The sequence below is a fragment of the Agrococcus sp. KRD186 genome (assembly GCF_017168255.1).
Lineage (GTDB): Bacteria > Actinomycetota > Actinomycetes > Actinomycetales > Microbacteriaceae > Agrococcus.
In genome coordinates, this window is the sequence record NZ_JABFAP010000001.1 from 1,849,968 (window position 1) to 1,868,207 (window position 18,240).

General features: G+C 71.8%; 17 protein-coding genes and 1 pseudogene. 2 read left to right on the forward strand and 16 right to left on the reverse strand.

From position 1 onward, the window contains the following. Nucleotides 1-29: 29 nt before the first annotated feature. Nucleotides 30-1,040 carry a polyprenyl synthetase family protein gene (locus J1M46_RS08880; protein ID WP_206447477.1) on the reverse strand — a complete coding sequence of 337 codons (1,011 nt, stop codon included), beginning with the start codon at nucleotides 1,038-1,040 and terminating at the stop codon, nucleotides 30-32. Then, entirely contained in the window at nucleotides 1,040-1,792 is a 753-nt protein-coding gene (locus J1M46_RS08885) for a class I SAM-dependent methyltransferase (RefSeq protein ID WP_342384329.1), read from the reverse strand. Before J1M46_RS08885 ends, J1M46_RS08880 begins: the two co-directional genes overlap by 1 nt. Before the next feature lie 53 nt (nucleotides 1,793-1,845). Here J1M46_RS08885 and J1M46_RS08890 point away from each other — a divergent pair, with 53 nt between their 5' ends. Then, nucleotides 1,846-3,105: an isochorismate synthase gene (locus J1M46_RS08890; RefSeq protein WP_206447478.1), complete on the forward strand. Its 1,260-nt coding sequence runs from the start codon at nucleotides 1,846-1,848 to the stop codon at nucleotides 3,103-3,105. Between the two features lie 182 nt (nucleotides 3,106-3,287). On the opposite strand, the pseudogene J1M46_RS08895 reads toward J1M46_RS08890, so the two are convergent. From J1M46_RS08895 to J1M46_RS08915, 5 genes and pseudogenes are all read right to left on the reverse strand, one after another. Then, nucleotides 3,288-4,118: pseudogene (locus J1M46_RS08895) on the reverse strand (PPK2 family polyphosphate kinase); the annotation flags it as partial. Nucleotides 4,119-4,198: 80 nt separating this feature from the next. Further along, nucleotides 4,199-5,371, reverse strand: a complete 1,173-nt coding sequence (locus tag J1M46_RS08900) for an AI-2E family transporter (protein WP_206447480.1) — start codon at nucleotides 5,369-5,371, stop codon at nucleotides 4,199-4,201. Next, entirely contained in the window at nucleotides 5,371-6,267 is an 897-nt protein-coding gene (locus J1M46_RS08905; protein ID WP_206447481.1) for an SDR family oxidoreductase, read from the reverse strand. Before J1M46_RS08905 ends, J1M46_RS08900 begins: the two co-directional genes overlap by 1 nt. Further along, nucleotides 6,251-7,981 carry a 2-succinyl-5-enolpyruvyl-6-hydroxy-3-cyclohexene-1-carboxylic-acid synthase gene (menD, locus tag J1M46_RS08910; RefSeq protein ID WP_342384330.1) on the reverse strand — a complete coding sequence of 577 codons (1,731 nt, stop codon included), beginning with the start codon at nucleotides 7,979-7,981 and terminating at the stop codon, nucleotides 6,251-6,253. The genes J1M46_RS08905 and menD overlap by 17 nt, the downstream gene beginning before the upstream one ends. Further along, on the reverse strand, nucleotides 7,974-8,477 hold the full coding sequence (locus J1M46_RS08915) for a PLDc N-terminal domain-containing protein (RefSeq protein WP_206447482.1): 504 nt from the start codon (nucleotides 8,475-8,477) through the stop codon (nucleotides 7,974-7,976). The genes menD and J1M46_RS08915 overlap by 8 nt, the downstream gene beginning before the upstream one ends. Before the next feature lie 48 nt (nucleotides 8,478-8,525). On the opposite strand from J1M46_RS08915, the gene J1M46_RS08920 reads away from it, so the two are divergent. Continuing rightward, nucleotides 8,526-8,960, forward strand: coding sequence for a DUF4229 domain-containing protein (locus J1M46_RS08920; protein ID WP_206447483.1), 435 nt, complete (start codon nucleotides 8,526-8,528; stop codon nucleotides 8,958-8,960). A gap of 117 nt (nucleotides 8,961-9,077) precedes the next feature. On the opposite strand, the gene J1M46_RS08925 is transcribed toward J1M46_RS08920, so the two are convergent. The 9 genes from J1M46_RS08925 to J1M46_RS08965 all read right to left on the reverse strand — a co-directional run bounded on the left by J1M46_RS08925 (nucleotide 9,078) and on the right by J1M46_RS08965 (nucleotide 18,209). Continuing rightward, on the reverse strand, nucleotides 9,078-10,043 hold the full coding sequence (locus tag J1M46_RS08925; protein ID WP_206447484.1) for a 1,4-dihydroxy-2-naphthoate polyprenyltransferase: 966 nt from the start codon (nucleotides 10,041-10,043) through the stop codon (nucleotides 9,078-9,080). Between the two features lie 297 nt (nucleotides 10,044-10,340). Beyond that, nucleotides 10,341-11,849 carry an IS1634 family transposase gene (locus tag J1M46_RS08930; protein ID WP_206447485.1) on the reverse strand — a complete coding sequence of 503 codons (1,509 nt, stop codon included), beginning with the start codon at nucleotides 11,847-11,849 and terminating at the stop codon, nucleotides 10,341-10,343. A gap of 9 nt (nucleotides 11,850-11,858) precedes the next feature. Next, entirely contained in the window at nucleotides 11,859-12,146 is a 288-nt protein-coding gene (locus J1M46_RS08935) for a hypothetical protein (RefSeq protein WP_206447486.1), read from the reverse strand. An 840-nt stretch (nucleotides 12,147-12,986) separates the two neighbouring features. Beyond that, on the reverse strand, nucleotides 12,987-13,988 hold the full coding sequence (locus tag J1M46_RS15795) for an AMP-binding protein (protein ID WP_206447487.1): 1,002 nt from the start codon (nucleotides 13,986-13,988) through the stop codon (nucleotides 12,987-12,989). A gap of 67 nt (nucleotides 13,989-14,055) precedes the next feature. Continuing rightward, a complete protein-coding gene (locus J1M46_RS08945) occupies nucleotides 14,056-14,955 on the reverse strand; it encodes a 1,4-dihydroxy-2-naphthoyl-CoA synthase (protein ID WP_206447488.1) in 900 nt (299 codons plus the stop codon). A gap of 43 nt (nucleotides 14,956-14,998) precedes the next feature. Continuing rightward, the gene (locus J1M46_RS08950; protein WP_206447489.1) at nucleotides 14,999-16,042 is read right to left on the reverse strand and encodes a hypothetical protein; all 1,044 of its coding nucleotides are present in this window, start codon (nucleotides 16,040-16,042) and stop codon (nucleotides 14,999-15,001) included. Between the two features lie 112 nt (nucleotides 16,043-16,154). Further along, nucleotides 16,155-17,243, reverse strand: coding sequence for a hypothetical protein (locus J1M46_RS08955; RefSeq protein WP_206447490.1), 1,089 nt, complete (start codon nucleotides 17,241-17,243; stop codon nucleotides 16,155-16,157). Nucleotides 17,244-17,433: 190 nt separating this feature from the next. Further along, nucleotides 17,434-17,820, reverse strand: a complete 387-nt coding sequence (locus J1M46_RS08960; protein ID WP_206447491.1) for a hypothetical protein — start codon at nucleotides 17,818-17,820, stop codon at nucleotides 17,434-17,436. A gap of 56 nt (nucleotides 17,821-17,876) precedes the next feature. After that, complete coding sequence (locus J1M46_RS08965) at nucleotides 17,877-18,209, reverse strand: hypothetical protein (protein ID WP_206448764.1); 333 nt, start codon at nucleotides 18,207-18,209, stop codon at nucleotides 17,877-17,879. Nucleotides 18,210-18,240 lie beyond the last annotated feature (31 nt).

The window sequence follows — 18,240 nt, forward strand, 5'->3', positions numbered from 1 at the left end:
GGCGCCGCCCATGTGTGCGGTGTGCGGGTTCAGCGGGTGCGCGAGACGACGTGCTTGGCGAAGGCCTCGAGGGCGCGGCGCACGGTGCCGGCGGGCAGCACCTGCAGCGCCTCGAGCGCCTGCCGCTGCCAGCGGTCGGCCTCGGCGAGCGCTTCGTCGACGACGGGATGCTCGGCCAGCTCGGCGATCGCGGCGGTCAGCTCGGCCTCGTCGGCCGGCGACTCGAGCCGAGCGACGAGGGCGGCGGAGGCCGCGTCGTCGCGAGCGCGCAGCAGCAGCACGGGCAGCGTCTGCACGCCGGCGCGCACGTCGGTGCCGCGATCCTTGCCGGTCTCGGGGTCATCGGAGAGGTCGATCGCGTCATCGACCAGCTGGAAGGCCACGCCGATGCGCTCGCCGAAGTCGCGCAGCGCTTCGCGGTAGCCGGCGTCGGCGCCGCTGACGAGCACGCCGAGCTCGGCGGCCGCCGCGATGAGCGAGCCGGTCTTGTCGCTGAGCACCTGCAGGTAGTGCGCGACGGGGTCGGCCTCGCCCGGCCCGAGCGTCTCGTGCAGCTGGCCGAGGCAGAGCCGCTCGAAGGTGCGTGCCTGCAGCTGCGCGACCTCGGTGCCCAGCGGCGCGGAGACCGCCCCGGCGCGGGCGAACAGCAGATCGCCGGCGAGGATGGCGACCGAGTTGCTCCAGGCGATGTGCGCGGCCGGCACGCCCCGCCTGGTCTCCGCCTCATCCATCACGTCGTCGTGGTACAGGCTCGCGAGGTGCGTGATCTCGACCACCTCTGCGGCGGCGAGCACCTCATCGTCGATGCCCCGGCCCAGATGGGCGGCGAGCAGCAGCAGCAGCGGCCGGGCGCGCTTGCCGCCGGCCTCCTTCAGGTACCGGGCCGCCGCATCCGCCACCGGGTCTGCGACCTGCAGGTGCTCATCGAGCAGCACCTCGAGCCGCTCGAGCCCGCTGTCGACGGCGTCGATGACGCGCTTGTCGGCGGGCGTCGCGAAGTGCGGCCCGCGGAGCCCGAAGGCCGAGGTGACCGAAGGCATCAAGCGCCCTGCTCCTCCTGCTGCGCGTGGCGCGCGAGCCGCATGGCGCTGGTGACCTCGGTGGGCTTGCGGCCGCGGTGCAGCGCGACGACGCCGAGCGTTAGGTTGCGGTGCGCGACGCGGGTGAAGCCGGCCGTGCGGATCCACTGCGAGAGCATCTGCTGCTCGGGCCACGAGGCGATCGACTCGACCAGGTAGCGGTAGGCCTCCGGGTTGCTGCTGGCGGCCATCGCCATGCCGGGCAGCACGGTGCGCAGGTAGAGCTCGTAGCTCCTGCGCACGACGCCGACGGGCGGCTGCGAGAACTCGCAGATCAGCAGGCGGCCGCCGGGCTTCAGCACCCGGAAGAACTCGCTCAGGGCTGCGCGCGGGTTCTGCACGTTGCGCAGCCCGAAGGAGATCGTGACGGCGTCGAACGAGTCGCTGTCGAACGGCAGCTCCTCGGCGGAGCCGTGCACGAACTCGATGTCGGGGTGGCGCCTGCGTCCCTCCTCGAGCATGCCGTGGCTGATGTCGAGCGCGGTGACGAGCGCGCCCGCCTTGGCCATCGGCGCCGCCGAGGCGCCGGTGCCGGCCGCGACGTCGAGGATGCGCTCGCCCGGCTGCGGCCGCACAGCGCGCTGCATGTGGATGCGCCAGAGCCGGTCGTTGCCGCCGGAGAGCAGCGAGTTCAGCAGGTCGTAGCGCTTGGCCGTCGCGTCGAACATGCCCGCGACCTCTTCGGGGTCCTTCTGCAGGTCAGCTCGGTTCACCCCACCATCCTAGGCTCCCGTGGCCGAGCGATCGCCTGGGTAGGCTTGCCGCTATGCCACGCCTGCGGGTGCGCTCCGAGCGCATGGAGCTCGGGCGCCTGCTGGAGCACGCCGACCCGCGCGCGCCGCTGGCCGTCCGTCGCGGCGCCGACGGCATCGTCGGTCGCGGTGAGGCGCTGCGGCTCGAGTTCCACGGCCCCTCGCGGTTCACGGACGCGGCGGATGCGTGGCGTCGCGTCGCGCAGGCCGCAGACGTCGACGACGCGGTCGGGGTCCCCGGCACAGGGCTGATCGCCTTCGGCGCCTTCGCTTTCGACGACGCCTCCGCCGCCACGAGCGTGCTGATCGTGCCGCAGGCGGTCGTCGGCCGGCGCGGCGACGACGAGTGGGTGACCTGGATCGGCGAGCAGGGACGGCTGCACCCGACCGCGGTGGACGAGGTGCGCGTCGAGCTGCGCGACGGCGCCATCGATGCCGCGCGCTACCGGACGGTCGTGGCCGAGGCGACCGAGCGCATCCGTGCCGGTGAGGCCGAGAAGATCGTGGTGGCGCGCGACCGGGTGGGTCAGCTGCCCCCGGGCGGCGACGTGCGCTCGGTCGCCGTCGGCCTCGTGCAGCGCTACCCGGATGCTGTCACCTACGCCGTCGACGGGCTGATCGGCGCGAGCCCCGAGACGCTCATCGCCGCCCACCAGGGCCACTTCTTCTCGCGCGTGCTCGCCGGCACCGCCGCCCGCGGGGCGACGCCTGCGCTCGATGCCGAGATCGCCGAGTCGCTCGCAGCGGGCGACAAGGACATGCGCGAGCACCGCTTCGCGGCCTCGTCGGCGATCGAGGTGCTGCGGCGGCTCGCGCCGGACGCCCGGGCGTCCGAGCCGTTCCCGCTGCAGCTGCCGAACCTGTGGCACCTGGCGACCGACGTCACCGGCACCCTGGGCGAGCACTCGACGCTCGACGTGCTGGCGCTGCTGCACCCGACCGCTGCGGTGGCCGGCACGCCGCGGCTCGCCGCGCTGCAGCTCATCCGCGAGCTCGAGGGCGTCGACCGGGGCCGCTACGCCGGCCCGGTCGGCTGGATCGACGGCAGCGGCGGCGGGGAGTGGGTGATCGCCCTGCGCGGCGCGGACATCGCCGCCGACGGCGCGATCCGGGCGTTCGCCGGCGCCGGCATCGTCGCGGGCTCGGACCCCGACGCCGAGCTCGCCGAGACGGGCGTGAAGCTGCGCCCGATCACCGACGCGCTGGCCGACCCGCTGCCTGCCGCCAGGCCGGAGACGCCCCGGCCGGCAGAGCGGTTGCCGGGGCGCCAGTAGCCCGCTCGCAGCTGCTCGTCCTACTGGGACCGCTCGCGCTGCTCCTGCTTCGCCCGCTTGTCCTGCTTGTCCTTCTGCTTGTCCTTCTTCTTGCCCTGCTTGGGCTTCTCGGGCTTCTCACCTTTGTCCTGCTTGGCCTTCGTGCTCCCGCCCTGCGCCGCCTCGGGCACGGGCACGTCGCCGGTGGCGAGCAGCCGCTCGCGCTCGGCCGCCACGTCGAAGTCTGCGGCGGGCCACTGCGGGTCGATCCCCTCGAGCGCCTCGACGAGCAGCTCGTGCACCGCGAGCCGCGCGAACCACTTGCGGTCGGCGGGCACCACGTACCAGGGGTCGGATGCGCGGGCCGTGCGGTTGATGGCGACCTGGTAGGCCTCCATGTAGTCGTCCCAGTGGCCGCGCTCGTCGACGTCGCCCGGGTTGTACTTCCAGTGCTTGTCGGAGCGGTCGAGCCGCTCGAGCAGCCGGGCGCCCTGCTCCTGGCGCGAGATGTGCAGCATCACCTTGACCAGGCGGATGCCGCGGTCGGCGATCTGCTGCTCGAACTCGACGATCTTGCCGTAGCGCTCCTGGATCTCATCGGCGGGAGTCAGCCCCTGCACCCGGTGGATGAGCACATCCTCGTAGTGCGAGCGGTCGAAGACGCCGATCATGCCGGGCGTCGGCAGCGCCTTCTCGATGCGCCACAGGAAATCATGGCGCCGCTCGGCCGCGCTCGGCGCCTTGAACGCCTTGATGGCGACGCCCTGCGGGTCGACCTGCCCGACCACATGCCGCATGATGCCGCCCTTGCCGGCGGTGTCCATCCCCTGCACCATCAGCAGCACCGAGCGCTCATCGCCTGCCCGGCTTGCCGCGAAGAGTCGCTCCTGCAGGTCGGCGAGCGGTTCGGCTCCTGCGGCGAGCACGACCGCGCCGGCCTGCTTGTCGCCGGCGAAGCCGGGCGTCGAGCGCGGGTCGATGTCGGCGAGGCGCACGGAGCGGGTGATGCGCAGGGCGTCGGTGATCGCTGTCATGGGCAGAGACTAACCGTCACGGCTCCAAATTCGTCAGATCTGGGCTCGTCAGGTGCTGCTCGCGACAGGTGCCGCGCGCGTCAGGTGCTGCGCGGGGCTCGACCCTGCACGCCGGGCCCGATCGCCGTGCCGAGGCGGCCGCTGCCTGGGTCGTCGATCCGGCTCGCGATCAGCTTGCTCACCCAGGCGAGCCTCGGATCCGGGTCGATCAGCAGCGTCTTCACCGCCAGCGTCGCCGGCAGCGCCAGCAGCGCCCCGACCGGCCCGAGCGCGTACGCCCACACGAGCAGCGACAGGAACGAGGTCGCGGGCGTGACGCCCACCGCATCCCCCGCCACCTTGGGCTGGATGAGCGACTGCATCACGAAGTTGATGACGCTGAACAGGATCGCCGTCAGCAGTGCGTTGATCGGGCCGTTGGCCAGCAGCGCCATGAGCGTCGGCGGGATCACGCCGAGCACGAAGCCGACGTTCGGGATGTAGTTCGTGACGAAGGCGAACACCGCCCACACCAGCGCCAGCGGCACCCCGAGCGCCGACAGCGCGACCAGGTCGAGCGCCGAGACGATGAGGCCGAAGACCGTCGCCACCACCCAGTAGCGCTGCACGCCCTGCGCGAAGCGGTCGATGCCGTGCACGATGCCAGGGTTGGTGGCCGCGATGCGCTTGATGCGCTCCGGCAGCCCCATGGAGTCCCACGCGAGGAAGAAGATCACCACGAACAGGGTCGCGAGGAACGCGAGCACGATGCCGGCGTTCGACAGGATGCTCGTCAGCCCGCTGGCGATCGCGCCCGGGCTGAAGGCGCTCTGCATCTGCGCGAAGAACTCATCCTGCGAGACGCCGAGCGTGGCGAGCCAGTCGAGCAGGTCGCGGTAGAGGGTGTTGAACTCGGCCGAGTAGCCGGGCAGCTCGGTCACGAGCGACTGCACCGACCAGTAGATCGACCAGAACAGCGCGATCAGGAACGCGTAGACGGTCAGCAGCGCAGCCAGCGCCGCCACCAGCCGGGGCATGCCGACGCGCAGCAGCCACTGCTGCAGCGGCATCACCGCGATCACCAGGTTGACGCCCAGGAACACTGGCGTGACGAACGTGGCGACCTGGCTGAGCAGGATGAGCACACCGATCGCCGCGATGATCGACAGCAGCACGATGAGGGTGCGCGGCAGCATCCAGCGCTGCTCGACCCGCTCGGAGATCTGCGGCACCGGCGGCAGCGCCGCCTTCCGCCTCTGCCAGGGCCAGCGCATCAGCGAGCGCTCGCGCCGTCGACGGGTGCGGCGGCGGGTGCCGCCTGCCGCCCCGTGAAGCCGTCCATGCCCTCGTTGACGCCCAGCGCATCCGCCAGCCAGTCGCCGAGCGCCGTCGGCAGCACCTTGATCGCCGGCACCAGGCGCACCAGCGGCGGCAGCGCCAGCAGCGCCCGGCGCGACTCGATGGCGCCGAGGATCTGGGTGGCGACGCGCGCCTGCGACAGGATCGGCAGCAGCGCGGGCACCCTGGTGGTCACGCCGTCGAACATGCCCGTGTCGATGTAGAACGGCGCCACAGTGAGCGCCGTGATCGGTGAGCCCTGCTTGCGCAGCTCTGCCCGCAGCGACTCCATGAAGCCGACCGCGGCGAACTTGCTGGCCGCGTAGTCGGTCTGGCCGGCGACGCCGATGAAGCCCGCCGCGCTCGCGACCGTGACGATGCGGCCGCGGCCGGCGTCGCGCATCGCTGGCAGCAGCGCGCGCGTGACCAGCATCGGCGCGATCGCGTTGACGCGCATCGTGAGGTCGATCTGAGCGGGGCTCAGCTCGGTGAGCGGGCGGCCCGAGACCACCCCGGCGTTGTTGATCAGCACGTCGACCGGGCCCAGCATGAGGGTCTCGGCGGCGGCGAGCTCGATCGCGTCGGCGTCGGCGAGGTCGACCTGCACCACGCTGCCACGCCCGCCCTGCTCAGCGACCTCCTGGCTGACCGATCGCGCCGCGGCCGCGTCGCGATCCCAGATGACGACGTGCGCGCCCTTCCGCGCTGCACCCAGGGCGACGAGCCGGCCGATGCCGCTGCCGCCGCCGGTGATCACGATGGTCGTGCCGAAGCCGATGCGGGTCGCGGCCGTCTCGCGGCCGGCACCCGCGCGCTCAGAGCTGCTGCGCATCCGTCTCCCCCTCCAGTACCGCTTCGATGATGCCCGGTCGCGCCTGCGAGAGCGCCCGGCGCAGGCCGGCGCGATCGCTCACGCGCTCGTAGGGCCAGCCGTAGGCCGCAGCCAGGTGCTCGAAGTCGACCTCGTGGGGGGTGCGCAGCACGCGGGCGAAGTCGTCGGGCGCGGCGCTGCCGGCCACCTCGAGCAGGTCGAAGAGGCTGCCGCCGCGGTCGTTGCCGACGATGATCTGCAGCTGCGGGCGCTCCTCCCCCGGCGGCACGTGCAGGCCTCCCGCGTCGTGCAGCAGCGCGAGGTCGCCGATCAGCAGCCGGGTGAGGCCGGGCTCGCCGCTGCGGCGGTGCGCGATGGCGATGCCGGATGCGGTGCTGACGGTGCCGTCGATGCCCGCGAGACCGCGGTTGGCGCGGGCCGTCACCGCCTTGGGGCCGGCGAAGGCGTCGAGCTCGCGGATCAGGCGGCTGGCCGCCACCACCAGCCGGTCGTGCGGCCAGGTGCGATCCCACACCTGGGTGACGAGCTCGCGGCGCGTGATGGGCGTGCGCCCCTCGGCGAGCTCGGCCTTCGCGTAGGCGGAGCGCGAGAGCTGCGAGTCAGGTGCCGACTCGGCGTCGTGCTCGGCGGCGAGCGCGCGGCCGGCAGCGACCCACCGCTCGATCCACTCGCGGCCGATGTCCTCGGCGTCGCGCTCGGCCGGCTCAACCTCGATGCGGCCCGTCAGCACGGTCGTGGCGCCGGTGCCGCGCACGTTGTCCTGCCCGGCGCGGCCGATCGTGACGACCTCGACGTCCGGGCGGCGGATGAGCCCGGTCACGGCGCGCGCGAGCGTCGGGTGCCCGAGCACCACGACCCGCCGCACGGCCTCGCCCAGCTGCGCGATGACGTCGCGCCCGTGCGGCACGAGCACGCGGCCGAAGCGGGCACCGCTCGTGGGCTCGGCGATGAGCGGCGCGCCGATCGCCTCGGCGAGGTCGACCGCTGCCGCGCCGGCGTCGGCACCGGCGATCACGACCGTGGCGGCCGCTGCGCGCAGGGTCGCGGTCGGCATCGGCGGGCGACCGACGGGCTCGATCGGCCGCGCCGCGGCGGGCGCGCCGCCCGAGAGCGGCTCGCGGAAGGCGATGTTCAGCTGCACCGGGCCGGGCTCGGTGTGGGCATCGTCGGGCTCGCTGCTGGCGGCGACCGGGGCGCCGTCGGCGATCGCGTCCCCTCGCCAGCCCAACGCGGCACGGACCGCACGCACGGCATCCCCCTCGGGGTGACGCAGCGCATCCGCCCCCACGTCGAGCACGACGCGAGCCGCATCGCCGAAGATGCCCGGCTGGCGCGTGGTCTGGTTGGCGCGCACGCCCTGCAGCTCGGCCGGGCGGTCGGCGGTGATGGCGATCAGCGGCACGTCGCTGTGGTGCGCCTCGAGCATCGCCGGGTGCAGGTTCGCGAGCGCGGTGCCGCTCGTGACCACGATGGCCACGGGGCTGCCGGTCTCGCGGGCGAGGCCGAGCGCGAGGAAGGCGGCGCTGCGCTCGTCGATGCGCACGTGCAGCGCGAGGCTGCCCTCACGGGCGGCCCTGGCGGCGGCGAGCGCGATGGCCTGCGAGCGCGAGCCGGGACAGACGATCAGGTCGGCGACGCCCGCGGCGGCGAGCGAGGTGACCAGGCGGTCGGCGTAGGCGGCAGCCGGCAGCGCCGGCCGCGCCGCCTCAGGCACGGGCGGAGTCGCCGCCATCGCCGGTCGCGCGGTGGCCCTCGCCGTCGACATCGCCGTCGGTCGCCTCGGCATCGGGCTTCGGGCCGCGCTTCGGCTTGGGCTTGGGCTTGGCACGAGGCTCGGGCTTCGGCGCCTCCGTGCTCGCCGGCGGCGCGGGCTGCTCGGGCTCGTCGGCCGCGCCGAAGTCCTCGTCGTCGAGCGCGGCCAGCTGCGCCTCGAGGTCGGCGATGCGACGGTCGGTCTCCTCGTCGCTGACGGTGGTCGAGCGCGAGAACGAGGGGTCGTCGTCGGGCGCCATCGGCGGAGCGGAAGCACGCGGCCCCTTGCCCCACGCGAGCCACGCGGCCGCACCGATCACCGGCAGCACCACGATCAGCACCACCCACAGCACGCGGTTGAGGCGGCGGATGCGGCGGTCGTCCGTCACCGTCAGGTCGACGAGGGCGTACACCGTGACCACCAGGGCCAGGATTCCGCCGATAATGAACCACCGCATGACCCCAGCCTACGTCGGTTCGCTATGGGGCGCTCATAGACTTGGTGCATGCCCCCCTCGATGCGCTACCTGATCGTGCGCGCCCTCCTGTTCCTCGTGCCGTTCGCCGTGCTGATGATCGCGCAGGTGCCGTGGTGGCTGTCGATGATCGTCGCGATCGTGTTCGCGTTCGCGGCATCGATCGTGTTCTTCTCGCAGCTGCGCGATGCCGCCGCCGCCGACGTGCAGCGGATGCGCGAGGGCCGCAAGCGCGCGGGCGCCGGCCCCGACGACGCGGACATCGAGGATGCCGCGCTCGGCGAGCGCGAGGATGCCGCCGAGGCCGAGGCGCCCGCCGCGGACGAGCGCGAGGCGCCCGCCGACGGCGCCGACCCCCGCAGCACCGCCCAGCCTGAGCATGCCGCCCAACCCGAGGCGCCCCCCGCGGACGAGCGCGACGCGACCGCCGACGGCGCCGACCCCGACGCATCCGCCCGCCCCTGAGCCCCACGGCTCGACAGGTATAGGGCGGTTTGCTGCTCGGGCGCCCCGGGAGGAGCAACACGCCCTATACCTGCGGGAGGGCGCCGCGGGCGCCCGGCATGGCTGCGGCAGCGGGCCTCAGGCGCCGGGGACGGAGACGAAGCCGGCGGGGCCGCCCCAGATGGCGACGGCGAGGCCGACGCCGTAGAGCAGCGCCGTCAGGCCCGTGAGCCCCAGCGCGGTGATCAGGTCGCGCGGGGTGCGCGCCATCACGACGATCACCATCGCGGGGCCGGCCAGCAGCAGCACGGCGAAGACGGCGATGCCGTAGGCGAGCGCGTACGAGAACACCCACAGGATCACGAACGGCACCAGCATCAGCACCACGTAGAGCGCCTTCGAGGGCCGGCGGCCGATGAGGGTGGCGAGGCTGCGCTTGCCTGCGGCGCGGTCGGTGTCGATGTCGCGCAGGTTGTTGCACAGCATGAGCGCGGCCGAGATCGAGCCGATCGCGACGCCGAGCGCGATCGAGTCGGCGGTGATCCGGCCGATGATCGCGTAGACGGTGCCGATCACCGCGACCGGGCCGAAGAAGAGGAACGCCATCAGCTCGCCCAGCGCGTAGTAGCCGTAGGGGCGCTTGCCGCCGGTGTAGCCCCAGGCGGCGGCGATGGAGACGAGGCCGACCAGCAGCAGCCACCAGCGACCCGAGAGCACCACCACCAGGAGGCCGGCGATCGCGCCGGCGGCGAGGAAGCCGATCGCCACGTTGCGCACCGCCCGCGGCTCGGCCTTGCCGGCACCCACCAGGCGGCCGGGGCCGACCCGCACCGCATCGGTGCCGCGCACGCCGTCGGAGTAGTCGTTGGCGAAGTTCACGCCGATCTGCAGGAAGACCGCGAGCGCGAGGCACGCGAGGGCGATGCCGAGGTGGAAGCCCTCCGCGTTGAACGCGGCGGCGCTGCCGAGCGCCACGGGCGCGATCGCCATGCCGAGGGTGCGGGGCCGCGATGCGGCGATCCAGTCGCGCGCGGTCGCTGGGCTGGGAGCGGTGCCGGCGATCTGCGCGCGCTTGGCGGGGTTGCCGGATCGTGGGGAAGCCATCCTCACGATGGTATTGGTCGTCGGCCGCTGCCGACCAACGAGGCGAGGTTGTAGCTGCGGTAGAGAACAAGTTCCGCCGAACAATGAGCCCGGCGGCGCTTCACGCGCCGCATGACAGGAGCAGCTGGCCCTCGTCCAATGGCACCAAGAATCCAACCGGACTCGCCTTGTGATCCTCCTGTCAGTCTCTCTTCGACGCCTTGCGCTCGGCCCTGCGGAACAGCAGGATGCCCACAATCGTCAGCAACGCCGCACCTGGCGCCCAGACCTGGATCGCGCCACTTTAGTGCGTGACGATTAGCGCTGGAGGGTGGCGAGGATCTCGGCAGCTTCGCCTTCGGCTGGGCTGGTGGCGGTGAGCTGGTGCCCGTCGATGCTGATGGTCACGTCGCGCAGGGGCCGGAGCGCGCGCACGATGCGGCGGATGCTGACGCCGGTGGCCTGGTGCAGGTGGCGGCTGATCGCGAGGGCGCAGAACACGATGGTCAGGTGTGCCTGGATCGAGTCCTCCTTGGCGTGGAACATGGGCCGCGCCTTGAGGTCGGTCTTGGCCATCCGGAACGACGCTTCGACTTGGAATAGGTCGTGGTAGGCGGCGACGACGCCGGCGCCGTTGAGCGTCTGCTTGGGGAGGTTGGTGACGTAGCCCTTCAGGCCCTGCCAGGTGCGGGCCTTCTCGATCTGTTCCCAATTCACGCCGACCGTCTTCCCGTCGATCGTGACGAACCGGTCCTTCTTCGTCGGCCGGGTGCCGTCGGCGACCTTCTCGGCGCGTTCGATCTGCTTGTTGAGCGTGATGTTGTCGCGCTTGTCGCGTTTGAACGAGTAGTGCCAGACGACCCGCCGCTTCCGCGCCTGCTCGCCTCTGCCCATCGTGCGGTTCGTCTCGATGATCTGCCCGTCGACGAACGCGTTCCCGTGTCGCTCGAAGTGCGGGGTCAGGTCGTGCGGGGCGGAGGAGGTGCGGGAGCCGACGATGAACTTGAATCCGGCGTCCTCGACGGCGTTCAGGTTCGCGGCCGAGAGCATGCCGGCGTCGGCGACGACGACGAGCTCTTCGACGCCGTGGCGGGCGCGGAAGGCATCCAGCACGGGCAGCAGCGTGAGGGTCTCGCCCTTGTTGCCGGGGAACGCGTGGACCTCGAGCGGGAAGCCGCCGGCGTCGACGAGCAGACCGACCAAGATCTGCGGATCCACGCGCCGCTCCTTCGACATGCCGACCTTCCGCAGCGTGTCCTCGTACTCGGCCTCGAAATACAGGGTCGTCACGTCGTAAAGGACCAGCGTGAGCGCGCCAGCCCGGGTCGCGTGCGCGTATGCGGCGGCGGCAGAAATCGCGCGCCAGTCGTGTTCGATGCTGCGCGCCAGCGTGCGCCAGATCGTGCGCAGCGACGGCGGATCGGGCACGCCCAACTCACCCAGCACTCGCAGCGTGTCCGCTTTCGAGGTCGGCTCCACGATCCGTGCCAACACGAGCTGTTTGAAGGTCTCATCGCCGATGGCCTCGAAGCCGAGACGCGCGTACGCGTCCTCCAGCGCCGTCCAGAGCACCCGGGAGCGAGAGCCCGTGACGGTCGGCGCTGCCGTCGCCGCGGGCGTCGGCAGCAGCGCGTCCAAATCGAACGTGCCCTGCCCGTCCATGACCGCGATCTTCTCCCGCGCGATCGCGACCAGCGCGGCCAGCTGCGCCTCGTCGTGCGCGGACCCGAGATGCTCGACGATCTTCTGCACGCCACGACGGGTATGCGCGATCTGCACCGCCGTCGCGCCCGACGCGGTCCGTACTTTCCGCACGAACAAGCCCACCTGAGCAGTCTAGATAGCCGCGATTAGTGCGTAACGTGCGCACCAAGAACCCCGGAAAATCAATGCTCCGGAGCCCTCAACCCGCGAAATCAGCCCGAGGTGGCACGATCCAGGCCAGATCAGCGCAAGCTGATACGTCAGCGCCTCCGTGTACGGCTCATTTTGCACCGCGGAACGGATCCACGCTGCGAGGAACGAACCGAGGAACGTCGCGACTTGAAGCGCTAAGAAGAGCTTGAGCAGCTCGTTCGGCGCGTTAAGGCGTTCCAGCATTGTCATCGATTGCCGATTCTTCATCATTCTCACCTCAGCCCCTGATTACGCACATACCCCGCTCGTGTCAATGCCTGCGGTGATTCCCATCATCGCAAACGCACACGCGACTCCGGCAGGCACGTTGACTAGGCCGACCGGCAAACATACGAGAGCCTCCGCTGACCAAGCAATGACGAAATTCGCCAGCCACTCCTCGAAACAGCTCGCATACGGGCCACGCCCGAAGCCTGCACGGACAGTTCGGCGCCGTCGATCACGAACACCGCATCACGCTCGTGAGCGCCTGCGTCGGATGTCAACGAGGGCTCGGTGCATGTCATCAACGCCTCGCCCGAACTGTTGAGCATCCTCGCGGTCTGCCCGTCCTCCGAGACGCTGAGGCGATCGCCGTCTGCCAACGTGAAGACCAACGCGCCTCCGGCAGCCGACTCCACAAGTTCAATGCCACGAACGGCATCGTCCGCAGTAATGGTGCCGTGTTGAGTGCCAGCCTCTGAGGGGGAACCTGTCGCATTCGCCCTGGGAGCCGCTATCGAAGCGAACACCACAGACGACAACCTAGCCACCGCAAATATCCCAAGATCAGTCCCAGACCGCTTTCGCTCTGGGCTCATTTCGACGCTAGCGACTGTCCGCACAACTCGCCAGTGCCGTACCAGAAATCTTCCGACTCAGGCATGACCGGGTCTTCTCGTGTTGCGCATAGGGCACCACGCGGTATGGGAACGCCCCGCTGCGATACCTGCGGACGACTTCTTGAGGGTGGGAGCTCTCGCCACGCCCACGCTGGTTCCGGCTCCGCGCTCCGCAACCCGCCGAGGCGGCGCGCGGGCTATTCATGAGATTTGGCGGCGCGCAGCCTCACCCGAAGAGGCCGCGGCGGCGGCGCTCCTGCGTGCGGCTGGCGACCAGGCGGCCGAGCCGCTTGCGGTCGGGCTTGCCGGATGCGGTGGTCGGCATCACCGAGACCGTCACCAGGTGGTTGGGCCGGGCCGGCTTGCCGAGCGCGTTCGCGACGGCCGCGCGGATCTCGGCGAGCGAGGGCTTGAGCGTCGTCACCACCGCCGGCACCTCGCCCCACTCCGGGTGCGGCGCGGCCACCACGACCGCGTCGGGCGCGAACACCTGCACGACGTGCTCGATGGCGGCGAGCGAGATCTTGATGCCGCCGGAGTTGATGACGTCGTCGATGCGGCCGGAGACCTGCAGCGTGCCGCCGATCAGGGAGCCGGCATCGCCGGTCTTGTACCAGCGGGTGCCGGTGCCGTCGGTGTGGAAGCGCTGCTCGGTCAGCGCCGCATCCGCGTAGCCGTCGGCGAGCTGCGGGCCCGAGATCTCGATCTGGTCGGTGAGGCGCACCTTGACGTCACGCAGCGGCCTGCCGTCCCAGACGCATCCGCCCACCGTCTCCGTCGCACCGTAGGTGCGCGTGATGCGCCAGCCCAGGCGCGCTGCGCGCTCGATGAGGCCGAAGGGCGCACGCTGGCCGCCCAGCAGGATGCGGTCGAGGCGCGCGATCGGCCCGATGAACGAACGGTCGAGCGATGCCGCGTCGACCAAGCGGGCGAGCTGCGTGGGCACGAGAGAGGTGTACTTGCGCTCGTGCTCGAGGCTCTGCACCGCCTCGACGAAGGCCTCGGCGGTGAAGGCGCCGGCGGTGCGCACGAGCGGCGCGCCGCTCACCTCGTTGCGCCAGATGACGTTCATGCCGGCGATGTAGTGGTCCGGCAGCGCGAGCACCCACTGCCCGGGGGCGCCGAGGCGGTCGATCGCCGCATCGGTCGAGGCCGCGATCGCCTCGTCGGAGAGCACGACGCGCTTGGGCACGCCGCTGGATCCGCTCGTCTCGACGACCACTCCCACGGTGCACCTCCTTGTCGCGCTGCGCGTGCTTCAGTCTGCTCTGGTCATCCGGCTGGCGCCTGCGGCGTCAGTACTGCCACGGGTACGGCGACCAGTCGGGCTCGCGCTTCTCGAGGAACGAATCCCGCCCCTCGACGGCCTCGTCGGTGCCGTAGGCGAGTCGGGTCGCCTCGCCGGCGAAGATCTGCTGTCCCACCAGCCCGTCGTCGACCGCGTTGAACGCGAACTTCAGCATACGGATCGCGGTCGGGCTCTTCCCGAGGATCTCGCGCGCCCACTCGATCGCGGTCGCCTCGAGCTCGTCATGGGGGACGGATGCGTTGATCGCGCCGGCCTGCAGGGCGCGGTCCGCGCTGTACTCGCGGGCGAGGAAGAACACCTCGCGCGCGAACTTCTGCCCGGTCTGCCGGGCCATGTAGGCGCTGCCGTAGCCGGCGTCGAACGAGCCGACATCCGCATCCGTCTGCTTGAAGCGCGCGTGCTCTCGGCTGGCGATCGTCAGGTCGCAGACGACGTGCAGCGAGTGGCCGCCGCCGGCCGCCCAGCCGGGCACGACGGCGATGACGACCTTGGGCATGAAGCGGATCAGTCGCTGCACCTCGAGGATGTGCAGACGGCCGGAGCGCGCCGGGTCGATGCCCTCGGCGGTCTCGGAGTCGGCGTACTTGTAGCCGTCGCGGCCGCGGATGCGCTGGTCGCCGCCGGAGCAGAAGGCCCAGCCGCCGTCCTTCTCGCTCGGGCCGTTGCCGGTCAGCAGCACGACGCCGACGCGGCTGTCCTGCCGCACGTCGTCGAGAGCGCGGTAGAGCTCGTCGACTGTGTGCGGGCGGAAGGCGTTGCGCACCTCGGGCCGGTCGAAGGCAATGCGGGCGATGCGCCCGTCGCGCGAGCGGTGCACGGTGATGTCGTCGTAGCCGGGTGCTGCCTCGGCCCACTCGGCGGCGTCGAACAGGGGCGAGATGGTCACCGGGCCAGCCTAGCGAGCGGCGCCTGCGCGGTGAGCGCGCGCCTCACTCCACGGCCGGGCAGGGATCGACGGGGGTGGCGTAGGCGCCCGGCTGGCCGCAGAACCACGCGGACGGACGCCCCTGCTGATCGGTCTCGATCCGCACGCGCACCTCCTGCCACTGCGTCTCGTCGATCTGCAGCTGCACGCTCAGTTCGACCTCCTCCGGGGAGCTGGCCCAGACGTATGCCTCCGCCCCCAGCAGCTCCGCCTCCGGGGGTATCGGGCAGGTCTGTGCCGCCTGGCACATGCGCGCGACGACTTGCGCGACCTCCGCAGCCGTGCGCGCCACGTCGGGCATGACCTCGGCCTGCACGATCGCCTCCGTCGGTGAACCGGGGTCGCCGTCGACCGCGAACCGCTCGCCGCGCACGCGCATGATCGGTCCGTCGACCTCGTCGATCTCGTACAGCCCCGGGTAGAGGTAGGTGCTGCCGCCGGGCACGAGCGCTGTGCCCCCGATGGTCACATCGGTCATGTTGCCCCAATAGGTGGGTTCGACCGGCTCCGCCAGCGAGGTCGTCACCCACCACGCTCCCGCCACCCGCTCGGCGTCGAGCGTGCGCTGCACTTCGACCGCGCCGACCGAGTACCGCACTTCGACCGCGCCGACGTCGCCGTCGACCTGCACGAACGGCACCGAGATCTCGTCGATGGCCTCGGCCGACGCGAGCATCGCATCCGTCACGTCACCCGCTTCGGACGGCAGCGGCACCAGCCTCGTCGCCTCGACCGCGCCGCCGTCGGCGATCGCCGTCAGGTACTCCGTCACGGCCGTGCGCAGGCTCGTCTCGTCGGCGGTCGCTGCCGCTCGCTCGGCCACTTGGATGCCGCCCGGGATGGCCGCGCCCACGATCGCACCGACCACGGCGCCGATCAGCACGTGGCGCCAGCTGAGGCCAGCGCGGCGCGGGCTCTCGAGCGCGTCGGATGCGTCGGGCTCGGCCGTGTGCTGGGGGCGCTCGGTCGTCGGCTGCGGCCGCTGCTCGGGGCGCGGCGGAGCGTCGACCTCTGCAGGCATCTCGAACTCCGGCATCGACGGCGGCACCCGCTCATCATGGCGCGAACCGCGGGCGCTCGGCAGGGGCGCGGCTGATTCGTTGCCGAACGGTTGTCTGTGCGAGCGAGCCGGTTGCGGGCCCGGCGCGCATGCCGCCGCCTCAGAGCGTGCAGCCGTGCAGCTCCTCCGCGCTCGCGCCGGGCTCGCCGCACAGCCACTCGGCGGGTGCCCCGTCGTCGTCGAGGATCGCGCGCAGCCGCACGTCGAACCACTGCGTGTCGCGCCCGTCGAGCGCCATGATCGGCACCACCAGGTCGATGGCGCCCGTGTCCGCATCGGCGTCGACCGGGTAGGGCTCGCCCACCGGCAGCAGCCGCAGCCCGTAGCCGACCGGGCAGCGGGCGCGCAGTTGGCAGTCGGCGACAGTGTCGAGCGCGAGCTCGGTGGCATAGTCGCGGATGCGTGGCACGACTCCCGCGGTCACGTACGGCGCGGTGGGGGTGCCGGGATCGCCGTCGACGACGAACTCGTCGCCGCCGGAGAGGAAGAAGGGCCCGGCGAACGCGTCGATGCGGTAGCTGCCCGGGTAGAGCAGCACCGGCGCGACGCCGTCGAGCGGTACCCCGGCCACCTGCACGCGCGCGATGGGATCGCTGAAGGTGACGTCGGCGACCTCCGCGAGCGACGTCCGCAGCCGCCACTCGCCGTCGACGAGCCGCGCCTCCAGCGCGCGGAACACCTCGATGCCGCCCACGCGGTAGCGCACGTCGGCCGAGCCGCTCAGGCCGTCGACCTGCACGAGCTGCACCGTGTAGTCCGTGATCGGGTCGGCCGTCTGCAGCACCCCATCCGGAGCCACGCGACCGCCACTGTGCACCGGCGCCAGCCCGGTCGCGACGCCCGCACGGCCGTTGGCGATGGCCGTGAGGTACTCGAGCGCGACCGAGCGCAGATCCTCGACCTGCGCGCTGGCCGCGGAGTCGTCGAGCGACTGCAGCGCCACCGGGATCGCGCCGCCCGCCAGCACACCCACGAGGCCCGCGATGAGCAGCTGGCGCCAGCCGAAGCGCCGCCGTGCGGTCGCCGTATGGAGGGGGTCCGAACCGCGCGGGCCGGGATCGAGGGGGTCGGCGGAGTCGTTGCCGAGTCCGTCAGAGCCGGGCTCGATCTGCGCCGAGCCGGTGGCGCCGGGCCGAACGGAGCCCTCCGCCCGTGGCGGCATCTCGAACTGCGGCATCGCCGTCGACACGCTTCGATTCTTGCGCGGCCGCGCGCGCGAGGGAAGATGCGACTTCGCGGGGCCGTTCAGCCTCGCGGGCGACGGACTCCTCGCGGCAACAGCAGGCGGGTGCCATCCTGGCCGATCAGCGGGGTCCGGCCTCGCGACAGGGGCGGATCGTTGCTGAATGGTGATGGGCTGCGAGATCGCAGCCAATGCATCAGACCGGGGTCGAGAGCGCCTCGAGGAAGCCCCAGCCGAACGAGGTCGCTGCGGCGAAGAGCACGAGGAATGCGAGACCGAGGGCGGCTCCGAACACGCCCGTGCGTCGCCCATCCGCCGTGGTCGCGCCCAGGACGCCGCACACGACGCCGACGAAGCCGACGAGCGAGGCGAGGATGACGACCACCACGAGCATCGGGAACTCGCCGGGCTTCGGCGCGAAGAGGTAGCTGAACTGCTGCACGAGCGAGACCACCTGCAGGATCACCGCAGCCGCCAGCAACCACAGCGAGGCAGGGCCGAGTCGGGCGCGGCGGCGGTGCTTCGCCGAGCGCGCCGGAGCGGGCCGACTGGTCGGCTCGGCGAGCTGCAGTTCTTCGATCACGCTGTGATGCTACGTACGGAACGCGTGCGAGCCTCGGAGGCGCGCCACCGCATCCGCTACTGGACCAGACCGAGCGCGAAGCCGATGATCAGGAAGACCACCGGGTTCGAGATGACGAGCAGCCCGCCGGCGATCGCCGCCATCGTGAGGTTGGCGGAGCCGCGCTTCACCGACGCCGTGATGGCGAACGCCACGCCGAGCAGCGTGATGATGCCCCAGACCGGCAGCAGCCAGACGACGAGGCCGTCGAGGTCGATCCACGAGACGCCGATCGCGAGCAGGAAGCTCACGCCGCAGAGGGCCGCCGCGACGAGCGCGAGGATGCCCCAGACCGGGTTGCGCCGACGGGTCTTGGCGCGCGTATCGATCACCCATGGCAGCTCGGTCACGCATCGATTCTGGCAGGCGTGCGAGCATGGG

Coding starts and splice junctions, on each gene's coding strand:
- J1M46_RS08880 (WP_206447477.1), bottom strand. CDS start 1,040: ATGCCTTCGGTCACCTCGGCCTTCGGGCTCCGCGGGCCGCACTTCGCG.
- J1M46_RS08890 (WP_206447478.1), top strand. CDS start 1,846: ATGCCACGCCTGCGGGTGCGCTCCGAGCGCATGGAGCTCGGGCGCCTG.
- J1M46_RS08900 (WP_206447480.1), bottom strand. CDS start 5,371: ATGCGCTGGCCCTGGCAGAGGCGGAAGGCGGCGCTGCCGCCGGTGCCG.
- J1M46_RS08905 (WP_206447481.1), bottom strand. CDS start 6,267: ATGCGCAGCAGCTCTGAGCGCGCGGGTGCCGGCCGCGAGACGGCCGCG.
- J1M46_RS08915 (WP_206447482.1), bottom strand. CDS start 8,477: ATGCGGTGGTTCATTATCGGCGGAATCCTGGCCCTGGTGGTCACGGTG.
- J1M46_RS08920 (WP_206447483.1), top strand. CDS start 8,526: ATGCCCCCCTCGATGCGCTACCTGATCGTGCGCGCCCTCCTGTTCCTC.
- J1M46_RS08925 (WP_206447484.1), bottom strand. CDS start 10,043: ATGGCTTCCCCACGATCCGGCAACCCCGCCAAGCGCGCGCAGATCGCC.
- J1M46_RS08935 (WP_206447486.1), bottom strand. CDS start 12,146: ATGAAGAATCGGCAATCGATGACAATGCTGGAACGCCTTAACGCGCCG.